Source organism: Exiguobacterium alkaliphilum 12/1 (assembly GCF_000714435.1).
GTDB lineage: Bacteria > Bacillota > Bacilli > Exiguobacteriales > Exiguobacteriaceae > Exiguobacterium > Exiguobacterium alkaliphilum.
In genome coordinates this window covers 19,704-44,307 of the sequence record NZ_JJMW01000017.1, presented here as the reverse complement: position 1 = coordinate 44,307, position 24,604 = coordinate 19,704, and the positions used below count along the sequence as shown (strand labels likewise).

At 55.7% G+C, this 24,604-nt stretch carries 25 protein-coding genes, 1 other RNA gene and 1 pseudogene; 13 read left to right on the top strand and 14 right to left on the bottom strand.

The genetic code is table 11. The annotated features are described in order from the left end of the window. The first annotated feature begins 128 nt into the window (after positions 1–128). Positions 129–1,106 (top strand): D-alanyl-D-alanine carboxypeptidase family protein, encoded by a 978-nt coding sequence (locus RT52_RS02740; protein ID WP_034814976.1) that lies wholly within the window; start codon positions 129–131, stop codon positions 1,104–1,106. A gap of 349 nt (positions 1,107–1,455) precedes the next feature. Then, positions 1,456–2,937, top strand: coding sequence for a sodium/proline symporter PutP (gene putP / locus RT52_RS02735; protein WP_034814953.1), 1,482 nt, complete (start codon positions 1,456–1,458; stop codon positions 2,935–2,937). 54 nt (positions 2,938–2,991) lie between these two features. Here putP and RT52_RS02730 read toward each other — a convergent pair whose 3' ends face one another. The 6 genes from RT52_RS02730 to RT52_RS02705 form a co-directional block, all read right to left on the bottom strand. Continuing rightward, on the bottom strand, positions 2,992–3,285 hold the full coding sequence (locus RT52_RS02730; protein WP_034814952.1) for a hypothetical protein: 294 nt from the start codon (positions 3,283–3,285) through the stop codon (positions 2,992–2,994). 13 nt (positions 3,286–3,298) lie between these two features. Continuing rightward, positions 3,299–3,847 (bottom strand): hypothetical protein, encoded by a 549-nt coding sequence (locus RT52_RS02725; RefSeq protein ID WP_245175452.1) that lies wholly within the window; start codon positions 3,845–3,847, stop codon positions 3,299–3,301. A gap of 85 nt (positions 3,848–3,932) precedes the next feature. After that, complete coding sequence (locus RT52_RS02720) at positions 3,933–4,754, bottom strand: YihY/virulence factor BrkB family protein (RefSeq protein WP_034814948.1); 822 nt, start codon at positions 4,752–4,754, stop codon at positions 3,933–3,935. A gap of 107 nt (positions 4,755–4,861) precedes the next feature. Further along, entirely contained in the window at positions 4,862–6,280 is a 1,419-nt protein-coding gene (locus RT52_RS02715; protein WP_034814947.1) for an alanine/glycine:cation symporter family protein, read from the bottom strand. Between the two features lie 56 nt (positions 6,281–6,336). After that, a complete protein-coding gene (locus tag RT52_RS02710) occupies positions 6,337–7,245 on the bottom strand; it encodes a Gfo/Idh/MocA family protein (protein ID WP_034814945.1) in 909 nt (302 codons plus the stop codon). A 64-nt stretch (positions 7,246–7,309) separates the two neighbouring features. Next, a complete protein-coding gene (locus RT52_RS02705; protein ID WP_034814943.1) occupies positions 7,310–7,492 on the bottom strand; it encodes a hypothetical protein in 183 nt (60 codons plus the stop codon). A 228-nt stretch (positions 7,493–7,720) separates the two neighbouring features. On the opposite strand from RT52_RS02705, the gene RT52_RS02700 reads away from it, so the two are divergent. Then, positions 7,721–8,470, top strand: coding sequence for a hypothetical protein (locus RT52_RS02700; protein ID WP_034814942.1), 750 nt, complete (start codon positions 7,721–7,723; stop codon positions 8,468–8,470). Positions 8,471–8,642: 172 nt separating this feature from the next. On the opposite strand, the pseudogene RT52_RS16140 reads toward RT52_RS02700, so the two are convergent. Continuing rightward, positions 8,643–9,973 (bottom strand): annotated as a pseudogene (locus RT52_RS16140) (IS1182 family transposase); the annotation flags it as partial. 334 nt (positions 9,974–10,307) lie between these two features. Then, positions 10,308–11,093, bottom strand: coding sequence for an SDR family NAD(P)-dependent oxidoreductase (locus tag RT52_RS02680; RefSeq protein ID WP_034814938.1), 786 nt, complete (start codon positions 11,091–11,093; stop codon positions 10,308–10,310). Between the two features lie 125 nt (positions 11,094–11,218). Between RT52_RS02680 and RT52_RS02675 the strand changes: the two genes are divergently transcribed. Next, positions 11,219–11,806, top strand: a complete 588-nt coding sequence (locus RT52_RS02675) for a TetR/AcrR family transcriptional regulator (RefSeq protein ID WP_034814937.1) — start codon at positions 11,219–11,221, stop codon at positions 11,804–11,806. A 77-nt stretch (positions 11,807–11,883) separates the two neighbouring features. Here the strand turns inward: RT52_RS02675 and RT52_RS02670 are convergent, their stop codons facing one another. Together RT52_RS02670 and rnpB are read right to left on the bottom strand one after the other, a co-directional pair. Next, positions 11,884–13,047 carry a THUMP domain-containing class I SAM-dependent RNA methyltransferase gene (locus RT52_RS02670; RefSeq protein ID WP_034814936.1) on the bottom strand — a complete coding sequence of 388 codons (1,164 nt, stop codon included), beginning with the start codon at positions 13,045–13,047 and terminating at the stop codon, positions 11,884–11,886. Between the two features lie 104 nt (positions 13,048–13,151). After that, an RNA gene (gene rnpB / locus RT52_RS16130) (RNase P RNA component class B) lies at positions 13,152–13,519 on the bottom strand. A gap of 121 nt (positions 13,520–13,640) precedes the next feature. On the opposite strand from rnpB, the gene RT52_RS02665 reads away from it, so the two are divergent. Continuing rightward, entirely contained in the window at positions 13,641–14,045 is a 405-nt protein-coding gene (locus tag RT52_RS02665) for a hypothetical protein (protein ID WP_034814935.1), read from the top strand. Between the two features lie 49 nt (positions 14,046–14,094). Here the strand turns inward: RT52_RS02665 and RT52_RS02660 are convergent, their stop codons facing one another. Together RT52_RS02660 and RT52_RS02655 are read right to left on the bottom strand one after the other, a co-directional pair. Then, positions 14,095–15,552: a S8 family peptidase gene (locus tag RT52_RS02660; RefSeq protein ID WP_245175451.1), complete on the bottom strand. Its 1,458-nt coding sequence runs from the start codon at positions 15,550–15,552 to the stop codon at positions 14,095–14,097. A 105-nt stretch (positions 15,553–15,657) separates the two neighbouring features. Next, positions 15,658–16,065, bottom strand: a complete 408-nt coding sequence (locus RT52_RS02655) for a hypothetical protein (RefSeq protein WP_034814932.1) — start codon at positions 16,063–16,065, stop codon at positions 15,658–15,660. Between the two features lie 172 nt (positions 16,066–16,237). On the opposite strand from RT52_RS02655, the gene RT52_RS02650 reads away from it, so the two are divergent. The 5 genes from RT52_RS02650 (at position 16,238) to RT52_RS02630 (ending at position 20,910) form a co-directional block, all read left to right on the top strand. Continuing rightward, entirely contained in the window at positions 16,238–17,125 is an 888-nt protein-coding gene (locus tag RT52_RS02650; RefSeq protein ID WP_034814930.1) for a hypothetical protein, read from the top strand. A 66-nt stretch (positions 17,126–17,191) separates the two neighbouring features. Then, complete coding sequence (locus RT52_RS02645; RefSeq protein ID WP_034806586.1) at positions 17,192–17,857, top strand: response regulator transcription factor; 666 nt, start codon at positions 17,192–17,194, stop codon at positions 17,855–17,857. After that, on the top strand, positions 17,854–19,206 hold the full coding sequence (locus tag RT52_RS02640; RefSeq protein WP_034814928.1) for a sensor histidine kinase: 1,353 nt from the start codon (positions 17,854–17,856) through the stop codon (positions 19,204–19,206). Before RT52_RS02645 ends, RT52_RS02640 begins: the two co-directional genes overlap by 4 nt. A 67-nt stretch (positions 19,207–19,273) precedes the next feature. Next, complete coding sequence (locus RT52_RS02635) at positions 19,274–20,278, top strand: ABC transporter permease (RefSeq protein ID WP_034814925.1); 1,005 nt, start codon at positions 19,274–19,276, stop codon at positions 20,276–20,278. Beyond that, on the top strand, positions 20,275–20,910 hold the full coding sequence (locus RT52_RS02630) for an ABC transporter ATP-binding protein (RefSeq protein WP_034814922.1): 636 nt from the start codon (positions 20,275–20,277) through the stop codon (positions 20,908–20,910). Before RT52_RS02635 ends, RT52_RS02630 begins: the two co-directional genes overlap by 4 nt. Before the next feature lie 32 nt (positions 20,911–20,942). On the opposite strand, the gene RT52_RS02625 is transcribed toward RT52_RS02630, so the two are convergent. Then, a complete protein-coding gene (locus RT52_RS02625; RefSeq protein ID WP_034814921.1) occupies positions 20,943–21,359 on the bottom strand; it encodes a hypothetical protein in 417 nt (138 codons plus the stop codon). A gap of 174 nt (positions 21,360–21,533) precedes the next feature. Between RT52_RS02625 and RT52_RS02620 the strand changes: the two genes are divergently transcribed. Next, a complete protein-coding gene (locus RT52_RS02620; RefSeq protein ID WP_034814972.1) occupies positions 21,534–22,460 on the top strand; it encodes an alpha/beta hydrolase in 927 nt (308 codons plus the stop codon). Here RT52_RS02620 and RT52_RS02615 read toward each other — a convergent pair. After that, positions 22,390–23,088 (bottom strand): CPBP family intramembrane glutamic endopeptidase, encoded by a 699-nt coding sequence (locus tag RT52_RS02615; protein ID WP_034814918.1) that lies wholly within the window; start codon positions 23,086–23,088, stop codon positions 22,390–22,392. The genes RT52_RS02620 and RT52_RS02615 overlap by 71 nt on opposite strands. Before the next feature lie 78 nt (positions 23,089–23,166). Between RT52_RS02615 and RT52_RS02610 the strand changes: the two genes are divergently transcribed. Next, positions 23,167–23,859 (top strand): lytic transglycosylase domain-containing protein, encoded by a 693-nt coding sequence (locus RT52_RS02610; protein WP_245175450.1) that lies wholly within the window; start codon positions 23,167–23,169, stop codon positions 23,857–23,859. A 32-nt stretch (positions 23,860–23,891) separates the two neighbouring features. After that, positions 23,892–24,479: a DUF1643 domain-containing protein gene (locus RT52_RS02605; RefSeq protein ID WP_034806567.1), complete on the top strand. Its 588-nt coding sequence runs from the start codon at positions 23,892–23,894 to the stop codon at positions 24,477–24,479. Positions 24,480–24,604 lie beyond the last annotated feature (125 nt).

Below are 24,604 nucleotides of genomic sequence, written 5' to 3'. Positions count from 1 at the left end.
ATATTGACCTGTTTCTTGATTTTTCTGACGATTTATTTGTTTGATATCCATTATGGTAGAAAAGTAAACAATAAAGGGGCGAATGTAGAGTGAATCGAACACGGAGACATAAACAACGAACATATATGATGCGACGAATCATTTTTGGCTTGATTTTGCTCGCAATCGTCGCATTAATCCCGGCCCTTGTCGGGTTCAAACGGGAGACGCCCGTCCAACCTTCAATCGAGGCTCCTGTCGTCGAACCGGTCAGTCAAGGTCCGACGTTTCCCAATATCCCGATGAGCGACTGGCGACTAGACGTCATGGAACAAGTAGACGATGAAGAGATCCTCGTCGGCGCGATGACGTTCGTCGATTTGACAGACGGCGTCATTTTACTCGATAAACAAGGGGAGGCCCGTGTTTATCCGGCGAGCACGACGAAATTGATGACGGCACTCCTCGCCTATGAGCAAGCAAGTCTCGCCGGCGAACTCGACCTTCCACTCGTCGAGATCAAACCGTCGACACTCGACATCCCATGGGACAGTCATATCGCACACCTCGCGGTCGGTGACACGTTGTCCGTCCGCCAAGCGCTCTATGCGACGTTGCTCGAGTCGGGCAATGATGCGGCCAACAGCCTTGCCGAGTATGTGAGCGGGACGACGACCGCTTTCGTCGAACGGATGAACGCTCGGGCGGAAGTCCTCGGTTTGACGGGAACGCATTTCATGAATGCCCACGGCTACTCTGACCCGGACCACTACACGACAGCTCATGACATGGCGAAGATTGCTTATGTGTTCGCTCGTTATCCAGAGCTCGTCGAGATTGCCGGCACATATGAGTACGAGGCAAAGTTCACGGACAAGGACGGGAACGGCAAACGTCGTTGGTGGTATCACCTCGGTTCGGCCGTGAACGAGCGCAGCATCCATTACTCTGATTTAGTGACGGCGACGAAGACGGGATATACGGACGAGTCAGGCTACACGATGGTCTTTTTGATGGAACAAGCGGGCAAACAGTATGCGCTCGTGACGATGCAAGCAAAGTCGGGTCAAACGTTCCCGACGATGCGGACGGTCGAACGAATCGCCTTCGGTCGGACGCTCGAATAGAACGTACATAGTTAATGAAGGGACTGCTCGAATGAGCCGTCCCTTTTTATTTTTTCATCGGATATCCACCACTTTTGTTACAACGAGATGACAAAGACGTCTCGACAAGGTGACGAAAATTCAGAAAATTTAAACTTTATATGTGAAAAAAGTAAGGCTCATGCCTTGGTATTATGCGATTTAGAGCCGTTTTTATGAAAAGGTTGCAGTTTGCAATGACTTCCGAGGTCCGTTAAGGTTAGTCACAAGTTCGTCTTTACCGTCCGCTTTCGTCACATTGTGGGAATGAAACCACATTGTCCGAACGGACGATTGAACCATATTTGAATCGCGTACAGGAGGTAATACAATGTTATGGCAAGAATGGGTATCCATCGCGCTTTACCTCGTGATGATGCTCGCAATCGGTTATGTCGCGTATAAACGCACGACCGACTCATCGGATTATATGTTAGGTGGCCGCAAGATGGGGCCAGGTGTCACCGCCATGTCGGCCGGAGCGTCAGATATGAGTGGGTGGATGTTAATGGGACTACCGGGGGCAATGTATGCCACGGGATTATCAGCAATTTGGTTAGCCGTTGGATTGGTCATCGGAGCTTACTTGAACTACTTGTTGGTTGCTCCGCGTCTTCGCGTCTTCACTGAGATGGCGAACGACTCGATCACGATTCCAGATTTCCTTGAGAATCGGTTCCGAGATCACTCGAACTGGCTACGGATCTTGTCTGCGTCCGTCATCATCATCTTCTTCACGTTCTACACGTCGGCCGGACTCGTATCGGGCGGTAAGTTGTTCGAAAGCTCGTTCGGCATCGACTATCAGACAGGTGTCATCGTCACGATTAGCGTCGTCATTTTGTACACGCTGTTCGGCGGCTTCACGGCCGTCAGCTGGACGGACTTCGCGCAAGGTGTCATCATGTTCCTCGCGCTCGTCCTCGTCCCAATCGTCGCATTGACTGACGTCGGTGGGATGACGAACGCCGTCAACACGGCGACGGCCATCAACACGGACCTGTTCGACTTATTCAAAGGGACGACGACGCTCGGCATCATCGGTCTCCTCGCTTGGGGACTCGGTTACTTCGGTCAGCCGCACATCATCGTCCGCTTTATGGCCATCAAGGACGTGCCATCGCTCAAGACGGCTCGTCGCATCGGGATGGGTTGGATGACCGTATCGATTATCGGTGCCGTTATGACGGGACTCGTCGGAATCGCGTATTTCCGCGGTCAAGGCAATGCCCTCGCCGACCCGGAAACGGTGTTCATCCAATTCTCGGACGTCTTGTTCCACCCGTTCATCACAGGCTTCTTGCTCGCTGCGATTCTCGCGGCGGTCATGTCGACGGTGTCGTCACAACTGCTCGTCACGTCATCTGCGTTGACGGAAGACTTCTACCGGAAGTTCTTCAATAAAGATGCCAGCGAGAAGACGATGGTCCTCGCCGGACGGATCGGGGTGTTACTCGTCGGTCTCGTCGCGACGCTCATGTCGCTCAGCCCGTCGAACACGATTTTGACCCTCGTCGGCTATGCATGGGCCGGATTCGGCTCAGCCTTCGGACCAGCGATTCTCTTGTCGCTTTATTGGACGAAGATGACACGCCAAGGTGCGCTCGCCGGAATCCTCGTCGGTGCCATCACGGTCATCTTGTGGATCGTCACTGGTTTATCGAACGTCATCTATGAGATGGTGCCAGGCTTCTTCCTCAGTATGCTTGCCATCGTCCTCGTCAGCACGTTCACGAACCAACGTGAACAAAAACGAATCAACCGCGAATTCTCTGAGATGGAGGCAGAACTCGCCGCCGCCAAAGAAGAATAAGCTTCAAAAGGCTCGCCCCGAACAATGGGGCGAGCCTTTCTTATGTCATTGGATTCACATCGTCGAGGCGAGCAACCAGACACGGATTGCGAACGGGACAAGCACGAGGACGAGCATGACGTTCCGCAGCGTCCGGTTCCGGTTCCAATAATAAGCCATGAGGACGAACGGGTGTAGCGCGGTCAGTTCATACGGATTGAACCAGAACCAAGTCAAGACCAAGACGATTAAAAAGTAAAGGACCGAACGTTGTTTCGTCGTCCGGTACTCTCGAAACATGTCATACGCCCCTTTGAAGAACGCGAGGAACGCGACGATCCAAAAACTGATGACGATTACATTTTCCAATCAAACAACCACCTTAAGAGACATTTTCGAAATAGAAGCCGCCCCAATAAATATGACGATACGTAAACTCTTTCCCACTCTCGGCCGTGATCACGATCTCATCTTCCGTCAAGACGAGCACATGGACCGGGATCTCACCTTGCTTGAGCATCGGACTGAATAGACGAAACTGCTTGTTGAGCCATTTGCGTTCTGTGAAATCACGGTAATGATGCAAGGCGAGCGTCGGGTGGACGAGAAAGACGGCGACGAGAAACGCGATGGCCGTCGGGGAAGCGGCTACTTCAATGAGCAGTGACGTGACGAGCACGAGAGATAAGACGCCATACCCGAATTCGAGCAGCTCCATTAAAGAGGCTCGGCTCGCAATCACATACTGGACGACCCGAAATGCCACGTAGAGCAAAAGACTGACCATCACATATTGGGAAAACGGGGCGACACGCATCGAGACGTCTAAATAGAACAAGACCGGTAGCAACATGATCCACTTCCATAATTGTAAGGCGAGGTAAAACAATGATTGATCGATGAAACGACGATTGTGTACGAGCCGTTGCATATCCATGTTTCCCACCTCCGATTAAAAGATGCGATCTTACGAATACCATTCCCCGTATCGAAGAATGCTAACTTGCAATTACACGTTAATCGGATTTTTCTTTTTGCTCGATGCGCGTCGCGTTGAGCAGCCCGCCGATCAAGATGACGGAAGCAGCCAAGTAGAACCAAATGAGCAAGACGATGAACGCCCCGAGTTGGCCATAGAACCGCTCATAGTTTGCATACTGTGAATAGTAGCTGAACACGTTCGAGACTGTCAAGATACCGATGGTGGCGAACGCCGCCCCACCCCAGCTGTCGCGAATCGTCCCGCGATGGCTCGGCAACCATTTATAGACGAGCAAGAACACGCTGAACAAGACGAGCGACCCGACAATCCAGCGGAAATAAAACCAAATCTGGGCGTAGGTGGCTACGATATCTTCGATGAAGATGATGTGCGTCGACACTTCACGGAGCGCCGCCTCGACGACCGGGATGACGAGCGAGAACGGAAGTACGAACATGAGCGCGAGCGTCACGGCGATATCTTGGAGCGCACCTCGCAAGAACGATTTGTTTCGAATCAATCGATAGGCATCGTTCAACGAACGGACGAGCGACTGAACCGCCATCGATGAAATCCATAGCGCCGGCAAGATGCTAATCGAGGCGAGACCAAGCCTTGAGTCGTCAAAGATGGATTCGATGTTGCCTTCTAACAGCTCGAAGCTCGTCTCTGGCATGACGAGGGCGAGCGCCTCAATCACATCCCCACTCGAGAACGGCAAAAGCCCGACGATCCCTAGCACGAACAACAGGAACGGGAACGTCGACAAGATGAAATAATACGCGAGCATCGCCGCCTGGTCGAAGAACCGTTCCACGAAAAAACGCTTGAATACAATTTTGAATGTGTGTAGCATGACTCTAACTCTTTTCTTTAGTGTTTTTTTAAAATAAATTCGGTAATTGAAATAAATATTTTATAATCGATTGAAAGCAAGGACCGGATGATGGCCCTTGCTTCGGCTCAACTGATATGTTCACGCTTCGGCTCCCACGCCTCGACGTGCTCCTTGCCCGGCAAGTCGACGTCATCCCGGCTGAAATGCGGGTCTTTCCCGGCCCGCTTCTGGGCGACGTAGTCGTCGAGCAGCACCCGGGCGATCTTGCTCAATCGGAAGATGGCGTACATGTTGACGAGCGCCATCATGCCCATGAAGATATCGGCGATCGACCAGACGAGCACGGCCGAGCGGACGGCACCGAACATGACCATCCCGACGACGGCGATCCGATAGATGACGAGATAGACTTTGCGTTCCGAGATGAACTCGATGTTCGTCTCCCCGTAATAGTAATTTGCCAAAATCGAGCTGAAGGCGAACAAGAGAATCGCGATCGTCATGAGCGAGGTCGCGACCGGACCGATCTCCGTCAAGAGCGCCTCTTGGGCGAGCTCGATCCCTTGAAGCTCCTCTGAGCCCGGCACACCTGAAATCAAGACGATCATCGCCGTCGCCGTACAGATAAAGAGCGTGTCGACGAAGACGCTGAGCGATTGGATGAGCCCCTGCTTCACGGGATGACTGACCTCGGCCGTCGCGGCCGCGTTCGGAGCGGATCCCATGCCGGCCTCGTTCGAGAACAGACCGCGTCGAATCCCTTGAAGCACGGCCGCACCGACCGCGCCGCCGAACAACTGTTGGAACCCGAGCACACCTTCAGAGAAGATGGCCGAAAAGACGGCCGGGACGACATCAAGGTTCGTCAAGACGACCCAAAGCGCCAACAGGATGTAGCCGCCGGCCATGATTGGGACGATGATCCCCGACAGTGTCGAAATCGAGCGAATCCCGCCGAAGATGACGATGCCCGTGACGACGGCCAAGATGAGGCCGACCCAGACGGTGTCGATGTCGAACACGTTGTTGACAGACAAGGCAATCGTGTTCGCTTGTACCGAGTTAAAAGCGAACCCAAATGAGAACGTGATTAAAATCGCAAACACGATACCGAGCCAACGCTGTCCGAGCGCCCGTTCGATGTAGTATGCCGGACCGCCACGCCACGCCTTCCCGTCATGCACTTTGTACACCTGGGCGAGCGTGCTCTCGACGAACGCCGAAGCCGAACCGATCAAAGCGATGAGCCACATCCAAAACACGGCACCCGGCCCTCCGAGCGCGATCGCCGTCGAGACACCGGCGATGTTCCCCGTACCGACGCGGGCGGCCGTCCCGATGGCGAACGCCTGGAACGAGGATACCTGCCCTTTCTCATGCTTCAATCCTTTGACGAACAACAACTTGAACATCTCCGGCAGCATCCGGAATTGGACGAAGCCCATCCGAATCGTGAAGAAAATCCCACCGGCAATCAACACAAAAATGAGGACATACGTCCATAGCAAATCGTTCGCCTGTGAGACGACATCTTGAAAGTCCACGTTACATCCCTCCTCTTTAAGGAGTTCTTACCCGCTCTCTGACAGCGGAAAACGAATCAGCGGCGCTTGACCGCCTCGACGATCCGTTCACAAATCAAATGTGTCTCGAGGCTGTCCTCGGCCCGGACCGACTCGTTCGGTTTTCCGGCGACGAGAGCCAAGAACGACTCAATCATCGACGTGAACCCGCGGCGGTCCAGATTCGACTCCCACGGGTTTAAGGCGTGTTCGAGGACACCAGTCGCGGTATGGTCGTATACGCGCTCGACGTCGCGAGATACTCGTTTCAGCCGCGAAGACATCACTTCCATCACTTCCTCTGTACAGCCGTTGTCTCGGTTCATGATGCCGATCGCCTCGATGCCGCCCGCTGTGAACTGGATCTGCAGCTGCTTTAACGTGTCACCTTCGAACCGCGGTCGGACGGTGAGCGCCTCGATCGGTTGGCGACCCGTCAAGTAACGGAGCGTATCGACGACATGGACGAAATCCTCGACGATGAACTCTCGAAGCGTCGACGGATTGTATGTCCGATTTTTCTGAATCAGCACCATGTTCGGGTCTTCGACTTCTTTTAATGCAGACGTCGCCGTGGCGAAGCGACGATTGAACCCGGTGACGAGTTCGACGCCTTGTGACGCCGCGAGACGGGCGAGGCGCTCGGTCTCTTCGAACGTGAACGTGACCGGCTTGTCGATGAACACGTGTCGCCCCTGTTCGAGCACGTACGTCACTTGGCTGACGTGGGCGGCCGTGGCCGAATGGATCAATACGGCGTCCGCGTCTTGGAGCGGCGCCTCCTCGAGCGAGCGAGAATGACCGTTGAACCGATACTTTGCAACAAGTTGCTCGGCTTTGGCTGCATCCCGTGAGACGAGATGCACCTCCACCCCGTCGAGTCCGGCATAAACCGGGAGGTACGCCTTCTTTGCGACGGCCCCTATTCCTACGACAATCAATTTCATCGTGATACCTCTCCTTTTCGGTCGACCAAACAAATCCCCCGGGCTCATGCCCAGGGGTGATGTGTCAGCGAACCGCTAAAATTTCAAAGCTTGTGATCGGTTTACGGATCGCATCCGATACGATCTGATACATCTGGGCCAATTGCTCGTTGTCGTTCAAATCGGGCGTGCGGTCGAGCTGGACCTCACACGTCCGGGTCGTCTGCTCTTTGTCTTGAAACGCGTATTCAACGGTATATGTCTGCATGACTCGTCTCCTCTCACGATGTATACGTATGTATAGCCTGTATCGAAATGATTGAAACGCCTCCCCGACACGTCCGGGCCATGCCGCTTCTCGACGCCTCGTTTACGATTGTACCATGCGGCAGCCTCCAACATCCGACGTCGACGTCGGGTAAGGTGCAATCGCTTGTCAAACGTCACAATCCTTTCTACACTAGACGGATACATCATTTATCGTAGGAGGCAACATATGACATCTTATCAAACGATTCTCGCATTCCCCCTCGGCTTCCTGCTCCTCGTCGGCTGTGCCGCCGAGACCGACTCCGTCACATCGACACCGATCGAGACCGAGTCTCAAGCAATCGAAACGACGACGCCCGAACAAACCGATTCGCCTGAACACTTCGATGGGTTCGAGCTGATCGAAGTCGACGGTGGTGATTTATCCGGCGAGCGGAGAGCGAACGTCGTCGTCGATGTCGGCTATGGCGACCGGACGTATTGGGCGTTCACGAATGAATTCGGTCAGCTCGTACGCGTCATCGCCGACTCGCTCGGAGGCGTCTCGAACGCCTATAACATCACCCCCCAAAACAGCACGCTCAACCGGCACGGGGACCAAGCCTATATGGAGACGATGATTCGCAACGCGGGCGGCGTCACCGACTTCGAGGCGCTCATCACTTATTCAACCCCTTCGACCCATATCCCGTCTCACTATCAGTATACATACACGCTGAACGGGAACGTCATCGTCGACAGATTCGACAACGTCAACCCGGACGACGTGAACGCGGCACTCGGATTGACCGAGAAGTCGCCACAGACCGCTCGGCCCGAAGACGAAGGCGACGTCTCGACCGTCGATACGAACGGCAACGGACACGTGACGATACAAGAGGCGAAAGACGCCGGCTTCACGATGCCGATCACGCGTGACCATTGGCTTTATCCGTACATGCGTGACAACGACAACGACGGCATGGTCGGCGAGTGACGGACTGGTCATGAAACGACGCCCCTCTTAACAGGGGCGTCAGGCTGTTGACGAACCAAATCGCCCCTTGCGATTTGGTTCGTCTTTTTTTGTGTTCAACGAGCTCGAGGCGCTCTGCCCGACATAAAATTGAAGAACTGCTATGTAGACGGTCTTTTTCGGCCAACAGGTTGGCCAGCTTCTTCATGTTTTGTGCGGTGGCTGCCACCAGGTTGGCGCGCTGGACCTTCTCGGTCCCCCGGTAGAACGTGAACCGGAGCCCGTGAAGCTCTTTCGCGTCGGCGAACGAGCGCTCCACGGTCTGCGGCCGGAGGCGATAGAGGGATCGTCCGGATGCGGACAGCCGGTTCTGGTTCACCACTTCGCGGTAGCTTTCGTCAAGATGACGGGTGATGACGCGACGGTGGGCGCGATTGGACGTGCACTTCTCGAGGAGCGGACAGTTCTGGCAGATCGCGGGGTCGGAGGCGTAGTGGCGATAGCCGTGTCGGTCGGTCGTGCGATAGGTGAGACGCTGTTTCGCCGGGCAGATATAGACGTCCTCTTCTGACACATAGTTGAAGCTCGTCCTCCGGTACATCCCCTTCTTCCCGCCGAAGCGACGCCGGGCGATGACCCCGAAGACGCCGCGCTCGACGAGCGCCTTCGCGATCTCGGTCGTGAAGTACCCGGCATCGAGGGCGACCGCTTCTAACGGAAAGGCGAACCGGTCGAGGATGTGCTCGAGACGGGCGACGTAGACGGTGCTGTCTGAGACGTTCCCGGGCGTGACGTGCACGTCGACGATGAAGTTGTGTTTGGCGTCGACCGTCCGGTGCGCCAGCCAGAAAAAGCCTTCCGGCTTCTGGTCACGATACATGTAGCCCGCGTCCGGGTCGGTCCGGCTCACCTTGATGAACCGGCTCTCCTTTTTGGGTGGGGCGGGCTTCAGCGCTTTTTTCCCCGGTCCGACCGTTCCTCGTTCACCCGGTCCAGGAGTTCGTCCTCGATCGTGTTCACCACACGTTCGACCTCGACCTTGTCGAACTTTTTCTTGTTCGCGTTGGCACGGATGTGGGTCGAGTCGGTGATCAGGATTCGCCCCGACACGAAGCCGTGGGCTTCGGCCTGGCCCAAAATGTCCTCGAAGATCTGTTGGAAGACGTCCTTCCCTTTGAAACGACGCCGGTAGGCCTGGCTGATCGTCGAATGGTCGGGCACCTTCTCATCGATGCCGAGTCCGAGGAACCAGCGGTAGGCGAGGTTCGTCTGGACCTCTTTGACCGTCTGGCGGACGGAACGGATGTTGAACAGCGGGCCGAGGAGGATGATCTTGATGATGATCTCGGGGTCGATGCCGGGTTGTCCGGTGTTCGAGTACAGGGGCGCGCAAAGCCGGTGCACGATCGAGAAGTCTATGTGGCGGTCGAGCTTTCGGACGAGGTGGTCTTGCGGGACCAGTTGGTCCAGGGTGGTCTGCGTCCGGATCGGTTCATGTCTCTTCTCCGGGTGGGCACGGTACATATGGGTTCCTCCTTAGTCAGCGGACGGGTTCGGCGTTTATCTGCCTTTTCCCGTTTTCCCCCGGTTCGAAGAACATGTCCGAGGCTTTTTCTTCGGCCATCGAGGCCTCAGAAAAAGACAAACGGCCGCCAGATGGCGACCGTTTGCGTTGCTCGTCCGACGGCGCCCCGACTCCTGCAGGAGAGCAATCCGACGGAGACCCAGCAGCGACGCTAGTCGCGATGCGGCTCCGGGATTGCCTGCGGAAAGCGTGGGCGTCGGAAGGACGAGCGATTCGATTGATGTTAGTCAACAAGCTGACGCCCCTCTTAACAGGGGCGTCGTTTTCGTCTCGTCAGACCGCTTTCTTTTGCATCCATTTCATCAAGTTCGAGGTGACACCCCGCGGCAAGAACCGCTCCCCGAAGACGAGCGACTTGTTCGGTAACCCATAGATCGCGACGACTTTCCCTTTTTCCCATGCCCTGTAGCCGAACTCGGCCACGTCTTTTGCCGGGACAGGCCGGAACCGCTCGAACAGGACCGATTTCTCGAGACCGGTGACGTCGGCGAACCCGGTCTCCGTCGGCCCAGGACAGAGCGCGGTCACGGCGATGCCGCTACCGGCGAGCTCAGAGGCCAACGCCTCGGTGAAGGAGAGCACGTACGCCTTCGACGCATAATAGACCGCCATCAACGGGCCAGGCTGAAAGGCGACAATCGAGGCCAAATTGATGACACCTCCATGCCGACGCTCGAGCATCGCCGGCGTATACAGACGGGTGAGTGCCGTCAACGTGACGATGTTCACTTGCAACATATCGTGATTCTTTTGCACGTCCGTCTCTGTAAAATCACCATAGTCACCGAAACCGGCATTGTTGACCAACACATCGACATGTCGTCCGCTCGACGACGTCTGTGCATAGAGCGTGGCCGCACTTCCTGGCAACGACAAGTCGAGCGTGACCGGCGTGACGGAGACGGGATGGATCGATTCGAGTTGCCGCTCCAAGTCGAGTAACAAGGACTCGCGACGGGCCACGATAATCAAGTCATATCCTTTACTCGCAAACACGTGTGCCAGCTCGAGCCCGATCCCGCTCGAGGCCCCTGTGATGAGCGCAGTCTGGTTCATCATACTCGTTCCCCTTTCAATGTTGACAATGTAAACATTTGTTGATTTTAGTCTACGCCTTTATGTTTACACCGTCAACATTTTTCTTTTATAATGGTGAGACAGACGAACGAGAAATGAGGGATTCGATGGACCAGAAAACGTATCATCACGGCGAGCTCCGCCAACAATTGATTGACGAGGGACTCTCGTTAATCAATGAATCCGGTGTCAACGGATTATCCATTCGAAAAGTCGCCGAACGTTGCGGGGTGAGTCATACGGCACCGTATCGACATTTTACGAACAAGGATGAACTGATTCAAGCGATTGGGCAGACCGTTTGGACCGCCTTCTCGACCGCGCTCATGAAGGCGATGCAGGACGAGGACGAGCCGGGCGCACAAATCGTCAAGATGGGCGTCTGCTACGTCCAGTTTTTAGTCGAGCATCCGGCATACCGGTACTTCATCTTCTCCTCTGACCAAGCCGTCCCCATCAAAATCGGACCCGCGGCCATTGATTCTTCGGTCGAAGCGTTCAACGTGTTCCGGAGGTGTGCGCTCAACTATTTGGCTACGACACCGACCGACACGTCTGACTATCCGGACAAGATCGTCCTCATGTGGAGTACGGTCCATGGCATGGCGCAATTGATCGCGAACGGGAACCTTGTGTACGACGGTGACGAGCTCGACTGGGTCGAATCGATGTTAGCGCTCTATTTACAGGGTTGACGTCCGTCCTGTCTCACATACAAAAAAGACCGTCGACGTGTCGACGGTCTCGAACCGCCCATGTGGCGGTTTTTTTATTACTCTTCTGTGGCCGCTTCGACCGGACGTCTCGGCGGACGCTTCCCGAAGTATTGATAATACTGCGTCTCGATATTCCCGTTATACAGCTTGCGGCGTTTCGTCGCCGGGCGGCCGTACGCCTTCTCGAAGTCCTCATAGCTCGTCAACATGTAGACGCTATAGCCCGGATACTTATCAAACTGACGGCCGATCCGCTCGTACAGGTCGATAATCTCGTCCTCGGTTTGCAGACGCTCACCGTAAGGCGGGTTCCCGATGATGACACCGTACTCTTCTTTCGGCTTCAACGCGGCCGCGTCACTGTGGACGAACGTGATGGCGTCACGGACGTCGGCGAGCTCCGCGTTGTCTTTGGCGAGCTTGACCATACGCGGGTCGAGGTCGATGCCGTAGATTTTGAGCGGTTTGTCCCACTCGGCTTTTTCGTTCGCCTCGTTAATCGCCTCGTACCAGGCCTTCTTCGGCACGCACGGCCAGTCTTGTGAGCAGAACTCACGGTTGAGGCCCGGTGCGATGTTGCGGCCGATGAGCGCCGCTTCGATGGCGAGCGTCCCCGAACCGGTGAAGACGTCATAGAACGGCATGTCCGGCTTCCAGTTCGTCAGCTGAATCATTGCCGCGGCCATCGTCTCTTTGAGCGGTGCCTGTGAGTGGAGCTCACGGTAGCCCCGACGGTGGAGCGCATCTCCTGACGTGTCAATCGTGATCGTCGCCACATCTTTCAATAAGGCGACTTCGATCGGGTAATAGGCGCCCGTCTTCGGGAGCCACTCGCCCGGTTTGTTATAGCCGCGTTGCATCGCGTCGACGATCGCCTTCTCTGTGATCTTTTGACAGTCACGGATCGAGAACAGCTTCGATTTGACCGAGCGGCCGTCGACGATGAAGCGAGCGTCCCACGGCATGAGGTCGGTCCACGGCAATTCGACGACACCGTCGAACAGCTCCGTGAACGTCGTCGCTCTGAACTCAGCGACGACGAGCTTGACGCGGTCGGCCGTCCGGAGCCACAAGTTCAAGCGTGGAATGTCTTCCATCTCCGCGTCGATATAGACGCGTCCGTTCTCGACTTCGCACGTGTAGCCGAGGTCGCGCACTTCTTTGGCGACGAGCGCCTCAATTCCCATCGCTGCGGTGGCGATTAATTTACGTTTTGCCATCGTATCCCTACTTTCTATGTGTTCGTCCTAAAATGGTCAAGTAAAAAGGAGCTCAAGTAGGATTGCTTGAACTCCTGGTCGATGTTTAATGAGAGACTATGCTGCCCTGTAAGCCATGTTCTGTACTCCGGTGCTCGTAGCGGTCTCCCTGGCACGATGGAGTGACAATCATCTATCTGCGCCGTTTGGCGCCTTCCGTCCCGTTCGGTTCCAGTCGGGAAGTTCCCCTACCATAGTTTGGGTTTCTCGCTCGTGGGGTTTACCTCGTTCCACTCTGACCGTTTCCGGACAGACTCCGTCACTGTGGCACTTTCAAGAAGCTTGCACCATATCCGAGGACTTAGGTGCTTCTTCTGCCGTCAACTTGCGTTGCCTACACTTATCGTTTCGTGTAGCACGATCACTACAGCCATCACAGGCTGTGCGAGCATGGACTTTCCTCAAAGCTTGCGCCCCGCGATTGTCCAGACCTCATAGTCACCTCAATCATTGTAGCCGATAAACGTCTCGTTGACAACCGACAACCTGAACTTGATTTTCATGGCCGTCAGCGCTAAAATAAGGCGTGTTCCATTGAACAAGGAGGGATTTTGATGCGTCAAGATGCAAAGAACGGTTGGATTCAACGGCTGACCTATGTGATTGAAATCGATGACATTAAAGCGCTCCACCTGAACAACGGCGTCTTCGCCTTCTATCGTAAAAATCGACTCGTCCAAGGGTTCGAGCCGTTCGACATTAAAGCACCGAATGAGATGTCTAAGCGGCCGTATCATTTCGATCATCACAACTTGGCCCATCTCCATGAACGTTTCCCTGAATCGATTCCGATGTATGATGCATCGATTCAGACGCGTCGTGCTTGGAGCGATCTCGTCCGCGCCGGCTTGTGCGACATCATCGCCGACGGGAAGTTAAGTTTTGAACATATCGATGATAACGGGAACGTGCTAGAAGCGAGCATTCGTTGGATTGGTGAGCCCATTACCATCGACTAATATATGAAACCACCACCAAGTGCGACGTGTCGGACCAGGTGGTGGTTTTTTATGTTGCTTCAATCGTTTCCGTCGCCTCTTCTGGTGGTGGCGGTGGCGGTGTGAATGTCGTCGAGACGATGCGTTCGGTGAGGTCAGTCGGTTTCAGGATGACCGTCAATTTATTGGTCGTATCGCCGCGGACCGGGAACGTGCCCGGAACATGGAGCGCTTCGTACACGGTCTTGCCGCTCGCGTCGAGAATGGTGACCGTGCCTTTACGTGTCGTCGTCACCGAGAACGTCGCCTCGTCGGTCGCCTTCACCGTCACATTCGTTTTAACTGGATTGACATACGTGACGTTTCGGCTCGACGTGCGCTTATACTTTCCATCCGTCACGACGGCCGTTAGCCGATATTGACCACTCGGCAACCAGTCGCCGCCGGCGTACATCGTGAACGCTCCCCCGTTCGCCGGGAGCGTCTTCACTTTGCGCGTGCCTTGATAGAGCGTGTACGTCGTCTTCAAGTTCGGGCGGTTCATGACGGAGAGTTTGGCTTCTTGGACGTATCGATTCGTCAATGTCGCCGGAGCAGACACGCTTACCGGGCGCGGGGTCGCATCAAGCAACCGTTTCGTGTTCAGTTCCGTATACGACTTCCCGCTCACGCGCGGCATCTTTTGAATCAACCCGTCGATGTCGGTCGGTGTCAGAAACGGGTTGACCGATTTGACGAGCGCGATTCCCGACGTCACCATCGGCGCGGCCATCGACGTCCCATCCATAAAGATAAAACTGTTCTTCAAGCCGAGCGATAGGACGTTCACACCCGGTGCGACGACCTTCACTTGGCTGTCCATGTTCGAGAACGCGGCGAGCCGATGTCTCGAATCGACGGCACCGACGGCGATGACTTCTTTCATATTGGCCGGGAACGAGACTTTCGTCGCGCCGTCATTGCCAGACGAGGCGACGATGACGACACCTTTCGCCCGGGCCCGTTTAATCGAATCGGCCAGCACCCGGTCGTAGTCTTGGCCGCCGAGCGACAAGTTGATGATCGTCGCCCCTTTCGCGACCGCCGTATCGACGGCTTTGGCGACGGTCCAGGAATCCGTGAACTCTGAGTTTCTCCCATAAAAGACGTTATAGAAGTGATAGCGGACGTTCGGGGCGAGACCGGCGATACCGTACTTGTTGTGAAGGCCTGACATGATGCCGGCCGTGTGCGTACCGTGATAGTCGACACTATACGGCCCTTTCATCGAGTTGACGACACGCGGCACGTTCAACAGCTCCCGATGGCTACGGTCGGCCGATGAGTCGATGAGCGCGACGACGATATCGCCCGACCCTCTCGTCGTGTTCCACGTCAAGTCGGTCCCGGTCTGTTTGATGTAATATTGGTTTCCGACGCGCGGCTCCGCGACGACGTAGCCGTGTTTCTCCAAGATGACAGGTTTGGCGGCCCCGGCTGTCGTCGGGACGAGTAATGCCAACGCCGTCAGTAAAATCATTTTCTTCATCGCCTTACGCTCCATTCACACTTCATAAGATGGGACCATTATCTCAAATTTACGATACGATTTCCCTTTTTTCATAAAAAAAGAGTATGACATTTTTCCGACAGTTCACCAATAGTCAAGTTTGTCGGGATGCTCCATCTCGAAGTCGACGATTTTTCCGATCGTCAAATACGTATAATACCGTGCCAGCTCCGTGCGATACGGGTCCGGGGTGAACCCTTCCAAGTCCTCTCCGAGAGGCGACCCGTCAATCGTCTCGAACTGTTGGCAGAAGAACGATTCCGTCTCTTTGTTCCAGATGATCGTGTCCCCGATGTACCCGCTTCCGAACCGGATATAGTCGATGACGGACGGGACGATCACTTCGGCAGGCAACCGCTCGCTCATCCGGCCGACGAGTTCATAGCGGTCCCGCTCTGCGAACGTCGCCTCTTCGAGTGACGTACACTTCAACACTTCTTTATTGATCTCGATTAAGACGATATAGTCGCCAGACTCAATCGACAGCTTCATCTCATCACCTCGTCTCCACATCCCATTGTTAACTCTATCTTAACAAATATTCGGAGAAATGCGCCGAAATCCTGTCAGCCTGTACAAATTTTCCATTCGGTTCATTCAATCTACATGAAGAAAACGGTTTTTGCTATACTAGACGTATACGACCGTAGAGAGGAAGTGCACCATGGCTAAACGTCCTTTGACCCCACGAGAAAGCGAGCTGATCGCGACGGCCTTGTTCGTGATCGGGACCGTCCCGTACAACGGTCACATCGACCGTCTCGAATCGCTCACGTTACGCGACATCGCGGACGACTATTTATCAGGGAAGCGTACGGTCGCCGATGCGATTGACGCACTCGACCAATACATTTACGTCCGGCGCCACCGGTTCAAGAACGTGACGCCCCACAACCTATGGACGCTCGACGACCGGACCGAACAGGAGGCACTCCGTTATATCGTCCGCCGGCCCGAGCTGAAAAAAGGGCAGACGCTGAACAAGAAGAATCAGCCGTATCAAGTCGGGCAAGACGTCGAGTTCAAAGTCGACAAGCACGTCGACCGCGGGCAGTTCCGGATTTATATCGGCAAACAGAACGGGTTCACGTTCAAGGCCCAGTCGAAAGACAAAGAAAAACTAAAAGCGGCGAGCGGGTGGATCACCCATATGGACTTGAAAGACCGGCTCGTCTTCGTCAACTTGACCGATTTCGGCCGCCAAGCGATTGATCCGGCGTTGCGCGAATCGCTTGAATCGATGAGCGCTTCGCTCATCGGTTGGTTCGCCACGGCGACACTGCCGACCGAGGACGAGGCGAAAGCGGCGAAACAACTGATCGCCACGTTGCAGCGCCGGGACAAGCCGTACTGGTTCACGTTGACGACCGCGATGAACCATCCGAAGCCAGAGCACGTGAAGCGTTGGGGCGCTTTCATCAATTTGCTCGTCAAGGCGAGCACCGGGGACAAGACCGCGATTGAGACACTTGAGACGCAAGAAGACAAATACTTCAAGGACGCCTTCTTGCGAGCGATGCGCGCACTTCACGGTAACTTGGGCACGACTTGACAACGAATGAGACGGTAACGGCGTTGGCCGCTGCCGTTTTTTGTACGGATAGAAAGGACGAGACCAATGCAGATTATGATTGTTGAAGACGATGAACATATCCTCCGTCTAGTCGACGAGACCCTTCGCCGCGCCGGGCACGGGACGATGCTCGTCACGGACCCGTTTACGGCCGAAGCAGCGTTCATGGCCGACCCGCCGGACGCGGCCGTCATCGATATCCTGTTACCGGGTATGGATGGACGGGAACTGTGCCGCCGGATGAAGGCGACGCTCGACATCCCTGTCATCTTATTGACCGCGCTCGGTGAATGGGACGACAAACGGATTGGGTTCGAACACGGCGCCGACGACTATATGACGAAACCGTTCATTCCGGATGAACTGTTGTTCCGTCTACAGGCGATCTCGAAACGATACGAACGGACGGCCGCGAGCTCGATTCACGCCGGCCCGCTCTCGCTCGACTTACGCCACTATCGGGTCGAGCTGTCCGGCGAGACGATCCATCTGCCGAAACGTGAGTTCGAGCTGCTCTATCAGCTCGCCGCCTTCCCGAGCCGCGTGTTCAGCCGGGAAGAGCTGATCGAACACGTCTGGGGGCTCGATTTCGACGGCGACGACCGGACCGTGGACGTCCACATCAAACGGCTGCGGACCCGTTTACGAAGTGACGTCGTCTCGATTCGGACCGTGCGCGGGGTCGGTTATACGTTCGAGGTGATCGAATGAGGACCCTTTATACGCGCATCGTCTTGACCGTGTTTATGATTTTACTTCTCTCCGGCGCGATCGCCCTGCTCGTCAGCAACGTCGCGTACTATACATGGTGGCAACCGACCTATAGTGAGAAGACAAGCGAGGCGGCGAGCACCGCCGTCGGCTACTTCTCGAATCATACAGACCAGGACGAGTCCGCCCTCTATACGTTCCTCGCCCGCACCGGGTATCAGCTCCACGTCGTCAAAGCCGACGGTCGGGTCATGCGGTACGGTGGCTCGTTCCGCGACGAGTCAATCGATGAGCGGACCGTCACCTCGGTACGGGAAGGAACCGTCTATGAAGGGATGCGCGACTACCCGTTCCATTTGTTTTTGCTCGGACTGTTCGACAATGAAGTCGTCAATACGTACGGGTTTCCACTAGAAGGCCCGGACGGTGTCGACGCCGTCTTTATACGGCCGGACTTATCGGCTCAAATCCGAGAGTTGCATCTATTCGTCGGGTTGTTCTTCGCCCTCTTGACCGGACTCGCATTTCTCTTGATCGCCGTCGCGACACGTTCGATCGTCAAGCCCGTCAAATCGTTGACCGACGCGACGGCATCGGTCGCCTCTAGAAAGACACCGCGCGACTTGCCGCTCGAGCGTTCCGACGAGATTGGCGTCCTCGCTCGCCGGTTTGACGAGATGGCCCGGACGATTGAGACGTCCGAACAAGCAAGACGACGTTTCGTCTCCAACGTCTCGCACGAGTTCCAGTCCCCGCTCACGTCGTTAACCGGCTACGCCTCGACGCTCGTCGAGTTGACCGACGAGAAGGCCCGACCGTACGCTGAAATCATCCGTGACGAAACGACGCGGCTGTCGTCGTTGACAAGACAACTGCTCCTGCTCGCCAGGCTCGACGAGGCCGACATCTCGCTCGAGCAAGATGTTCTGCTCACCACGTCAATCGAAGACGTGATTCGCGGGCTCTCGTTCCAACTCGACCAAAAAGGGATCGCCGTCGTCACCGACCTCGACGACATGACAGTGAAAGGTGACCCCATCTTGCTGGCGCAAGTGTGGATGAACTTGCTTCAAAACGCGATTCACGCCTCGCGCGAAGGCGGGACCATCCGAATCAAGTTGAAACGAGACGAACGTGTCACAATCATCGTCTCAGACGATGGGCACGGGATGGATGACGTGACGCGGGCACACCTGTTCGAACGTTTCTTCCAAGGTGACGCGTCACGTGGGACGGCCGGGACCGGGCTCGGACTCTCGATCGTCCACGACATCGTCAGCTTGCACGGCGGCACGATTCAAGTCGAGTCCACGCCCGGATCGGGGACGACGTTCACGATTCAACTGTGACGTGTTCATGTTCCGTTCATATTCGTTCGGTATGCTTCCTTCATCGACATGAAGGAGGCTTTTTATAATGACACTCGGACTAAAAGAAATGTGGCGAAAACGTGGTCAGTACGGACTCATCCTCCTGATCACACTCGCAATCGTCTTGTTGACGACACTAATCACCGGGCTCGCGGACGGGCTCGCCTATGACAACGGGGCAAGCGTGCGCGAACTCGACATTGACACGTTCCAACTGACAGACGACGCGGACGGACAGTTGACGCGTTCATTCATCGAAGAGACGCCAATCGACGCGGTGACCCCGCTCGCCGTGAAACCGCTCACGTTCGTGAACGGAACGAAGCAAGATGCGACGTTGTTCGCCTTGCCGACAGACTCAACCATCGGGCCGACACTCGATCTTTCTGTCGGAGAAGTGCTCGTCGACCCTAGCTTTTTACAGACGTATGCGGTCGGCGATACGGTCGAGGACTTCGTCAGTGGGTACCGTTTCACGATTATCGGTGTGACAGACGGACGATTCAGCCACGGCCCCGTCGTCTGGACGACGATGGAGACGTGGGACGCGTATCAACAGACCGCGGGCGGGCCGACTTACGTCTCAGCTTGGCTCGGAGACGAGGTCACATCGCTCACTCGTCATTCGAAACAAGATATCATCGAATCTGTGCCCGGTTATTCCGCCGAGCAAGGGACGTTCGATATGATGCGTGCGTTCCTCCTCATCATCGGGGCGTTCATCCTGACCGCATTCTTTTATATGGTGACGTTACAGAAACTACCGCAACTCGGCATCTTGAAAGCGATCGGGATTCGGTCACGGACGATCGGTGCGGCGCTTGTCTGGCAAGTGCTCGTCACGGTCGTTGCAGCGAGTACCATCGCGATGCTCGTGACCTTGCTTATGACGCGTGTCGTACCCGAAGCGGTCCCGTTCCAGTTCGAATGGTCGAACGTGGCATTTTATAGCACCCTCTTCCTCATCATCTCGTTACTCGGTACGGTGTTACCGTTACAGACACTTCGTCGGCTCGATGCTGCCGACGCGTTAGGAGGTCGCATCAAATGAAGTTAACCAACATTCATCACGCCTATGAGCAACCGATTTTAACCGGTGTCGACTTGACCGTATCACCGGGTGAGTGCATCGGAATTATCGGGCCGAGCGGCAGCGGCAAGAGTACGTTGCTGCAAATCCTCGGCTTGTTGAAGCGTCCAGATGCGGGCAGTCTGTCGTTCGACACGGTCGACGTCTTCTCGCTCGACGAGGAAACCCGGCGGAAGTTGCGGTTGAACGAGATCGGATTCGTGTTTCAGGACGCGCAACTCGTCCCGTATTTGACGGTGCGAGAGCAGCTTGAACTCGTCCAAGCCGAAAGCGAGACCGAAGGCGACGCGATGGCCCTCCTGATGGACCTCGGGTTAGGCCATCGCTCAAACGAGTTACCGAACCGGCTATCCGGAGGGGAGCGGCAACGGGTCGCCGTCGCCCGTGCCCTCATCAATGACCCGAAACTCATCTTGGCCGACGAACCGACGGCGAGCCTCGACTACCCGAACGGCCGTCTCGTCATGGAACGCCTGGCCGAGGCGGCTCATGAACGCAACAAACGGGTCATCGTCATCACGCACGACGAACGGATGCTCGACGTGTGCGACCGCGTCCTCCGCTTGCGTGACGGACAGTTGAATCCAGTTTAAAAAGGGAGTGGCAACATCGCCACTCCCTTTCGTCATGTACCGACCCGGAGCTGGGCCGCTTCTCGAACCATCTCCAGATGAAACGCCAACCAGGCACAGAGCGTCACGTGCACAGTCATCCCTTTCGACGAGTCGAGCTCGATGTGACGAATCGTGAGCAGCCGTTCTTCGATGTGGTTCGAAACGAGATACACGTCCGTGAGGGCGAGAAGCGCACGCACCGTCTCGTCCGGTCCCACGCCCGAAGCGGTGACGAGCGACCGGACCGATAGTTGCATGTCGCGCCCTGCCCCGTCCAAATATCGGTCCATCAAGGCATCGAGTACGGGTGACAGCTGATTCGTCCCATGTTCGCCGCGCTGGATGATCGAGATGCCCTCCTCCGTCACATAGTCGATGTCCCCTTCCACACAAGCTTGAATCAGCCGATACATCCCCTCACGCGTCACACGGAGCCCTCCTTTTCTTCTACCGGCTAAGCATAATCCCCATCCATGCAGCGTGCAATGAACGTCTTTTACCGGAACGGTCGCGGAATCGTCACGTTTGCGCCCGGAGACGCAACTCGTACGTGAACGAAACGTCACGTTTCGGGTACAATGATGGAGAAAGGAGCGATGTTCATGCAAGCTAAATGGAAATACGGGCTCGCGACACTGTTCACCGGCTACTATGCCATCAGTTATTACGCCTTCAAACGGATGACGCGAGGGAAACGGAAGACACCGGAGATGCTGCTCGCCCCGTACACGACCGAAGATCAATCGTTCTATCACGACGTGCCGTTCGAACACGTCTCGCTCCAATCTCGGGACGGCTATCGCCTTTACGGCCGGGTTTACCGGAACGGCGAGGCAAAAAAATGGATCGTCTTCGTCCACGGCTACACGGCTTCGCACAGTTTCATGGCACCGCACTTGGCCATGTTCCACCGGCTCGGGTATAACCTGCTCGCCGTCGACTTGCGATCACACGGGGAGTCCGAGGGCGTCTACGCCTCGTACGGGTATCACGAGAAACACGATATCGTCGACTGGGTCGATTGGCTCCGGACCCATGAGACGGTCGATGAGGTCGGCCTTCACGGCGTATCGATGGGTGCGGCGACCATCTTACAGGCGGGACCGCTCACGGATGTCGATTTCTTGATTGCCGAGTGTCCGTTCGATGACATGCGCCAACTGATGCGTCATCAATTGAACAACCTACATCGGCTGCCAGGCGACTTATTGCTCCCCGGAATCAACTATTTCCTTTGGAGCCGGGCCGGGTTTTTGATGCACCAAGTCAGTCCGAAGCGTTCGCTCGCCGAGACGAGCGCCCCGGTGTTGTTCGTCCACGGGACGCGCGACGATTTCGTCCCGACGTGGATGTCCATCGAAATGAACGCCCTCAACCGGCGCAACGAGCTCGCGCTGATCCACGATGCCGAGCATACGAACTGCATCTTAAAAGACCGAGACGCCTACGAGGCCGCCGTCACGAATTTTTTGGCTCGGCGACGTGAATCGGGCCAGCAATCAGATCCAGTAACACATGCAAGACCATGACCGGCCAAAGTAAACCTGTCGCGAGGAACAAGTAGCCGAACACGAAGCCGACGGCGCCGGTCACGATGACACCACGGACGCCTTGATACGCATGGGCGAGACCGAACAAGGCGCCGCTCGCTAAGGCGAGCGATCCGTCCGAGAGGTCGACATAGAGCGCGAGCGTATAAATCAAGACGCCGCGGAAGATAAACTCTTCCGTGATCCCGGCCGTGACCGAGATGGCTTTCCAAGCCTGTGCCTCTTCCTTTGTCCGTGGCAACAACACTTTTTCAATCTCAAGCTCATAGTGCGGACGAAGCCGTGCCCGAAGCCGCGCCGACGTCAAGACGGACAAATAGAAGACGAAGAGGCCGCCCATGAGGACACAGCTAAAGACGAAATAGTTCCACGCCCGTGCATCGGTCACGTCGGGCATGAAGGCAAGGCCAACCGCATCACCCGGCACGTCGAACAAGAACACGAGTGCGACGAGCAACAGCGTCAAGCCCCATGCGGACTTGATCGCCTCCTCGTAGACGCGTCCCCGACCGAGCGACGTGATCATCGATTTCATCAATCGGGCGTTGAACAGCTGAATGATCAATAAGTAGGCGAGAATGACGGTAAAGACGATTCGTTCGAGCATCGATATCCACTCCTGTCCTTCCTGTTAGCTATATGCTACACTATTCGGGTATTGTCTAGAAAGCTAGGAGGCGGTATCTTGAAACGATTGATGCTGCGACTGACCAGTATCATGCTTGTGACAGTGTTGTTCCTCGTCGCAATCGGCTGGTTCGGTCAAGATGACAAAGTGAACAACGCCCTTTACCGGGCCTACTATGGAGATCACGGTGTCCCGTCGGATCATGTCTCGGTCTATGAAGACGCCGCGGACACGTATGACGTCGATTGGCGCCTACTCGCCGCCGTCCATCGCGTCGAGACGATTTTTTCACACAGTGCCTCGATGCGGTCATCGGTCGGTGCGATCGGTCCGTTCCAGTTCATGCCCCGGACTTGGCTCGGTTGGCAATATGACACGGACGACCAAAAAGGCGACGTCCCTGAGGACGAGGTCGACTTGACGGATTTGACGTTGATTGAGCAATACGGCGGGCTCGGCCGTGACGGGAACAATGACGGACAAGCCGACCCACACAGCTTAATCGATTCGGCCCATGCGGCCGCTTATTACTTGAGTGAACACGGCGGCCGATCGACCGATTCGACCGAATCGATCCGTTCGGCCATCTTCGAGTATAATCGCAGCGAACAGTACGTAGACAACGTCATGTCCTACTATGAACAGTATCAAGACGAAGTCACGCTCCTTCCCGGTGACGCGAAGTCGACGAAGCAGCAAGTCGCACGCTACGCAATTCGTTACTTGGAATGGTTCGCGAGTCTGACGTGACCGTTGATCTTTAGTTGAAGTGAGGAAACGATATGAATACACAAATCGAGGAAGTGACGATTCGAGTCAAGTCGGTCTTCAATGACGACAAGACGAAACGCTATATGCGCTCCTATGAGTTCACCGATGTCGTCGATGGCGTGATTTGCGCCGTCATCATCTATTCCCCTCGAATGAGTGACGCGTTCTTGTCTGGGACGACGACGCAACGGGCTTACATGCTCATGCGCAACCATCTCGACAAACCGATTCGGGAAGTGCGCGTCATCAGTCTCGTCCCGACGCTCGCCATAAACGACAATCTGCCTTACGTCGAGTCTCAACTCGACGAGACGAACTTCCATTACGTCGAGGAGACGCTCGACGAGGTCGAACAGAGCAGGGGCATGGTCATCGTCGGCTGGGGATCGCCCGGTCGGCTCATGCATCACGCGACCGCGTATAAGACGCTCTTCGCCGACCACGAGGCGAACATGTTCTGTATCGGGACGACCGCCAAAGGTGAACCGCAACAGATTCGAATGGCCAACGAGAACACCGTGCTCGAGCCGTTCAACAACGAATCAATCAAACCGAAGTTCCGTATCGTCAAAGAAACGAAACAGGACGACTCCGAGTGAGTCGTCCTCAGCTTGTTGACTAACATCAAGCGAATCGCCCGTCCTTCCGGCGCCCACGCTTTCCGCAGGCAATCCCGGAGCCGCATCGCGACTTACGTCGCTGCTGGGTCTCCGTCGGACTGCTT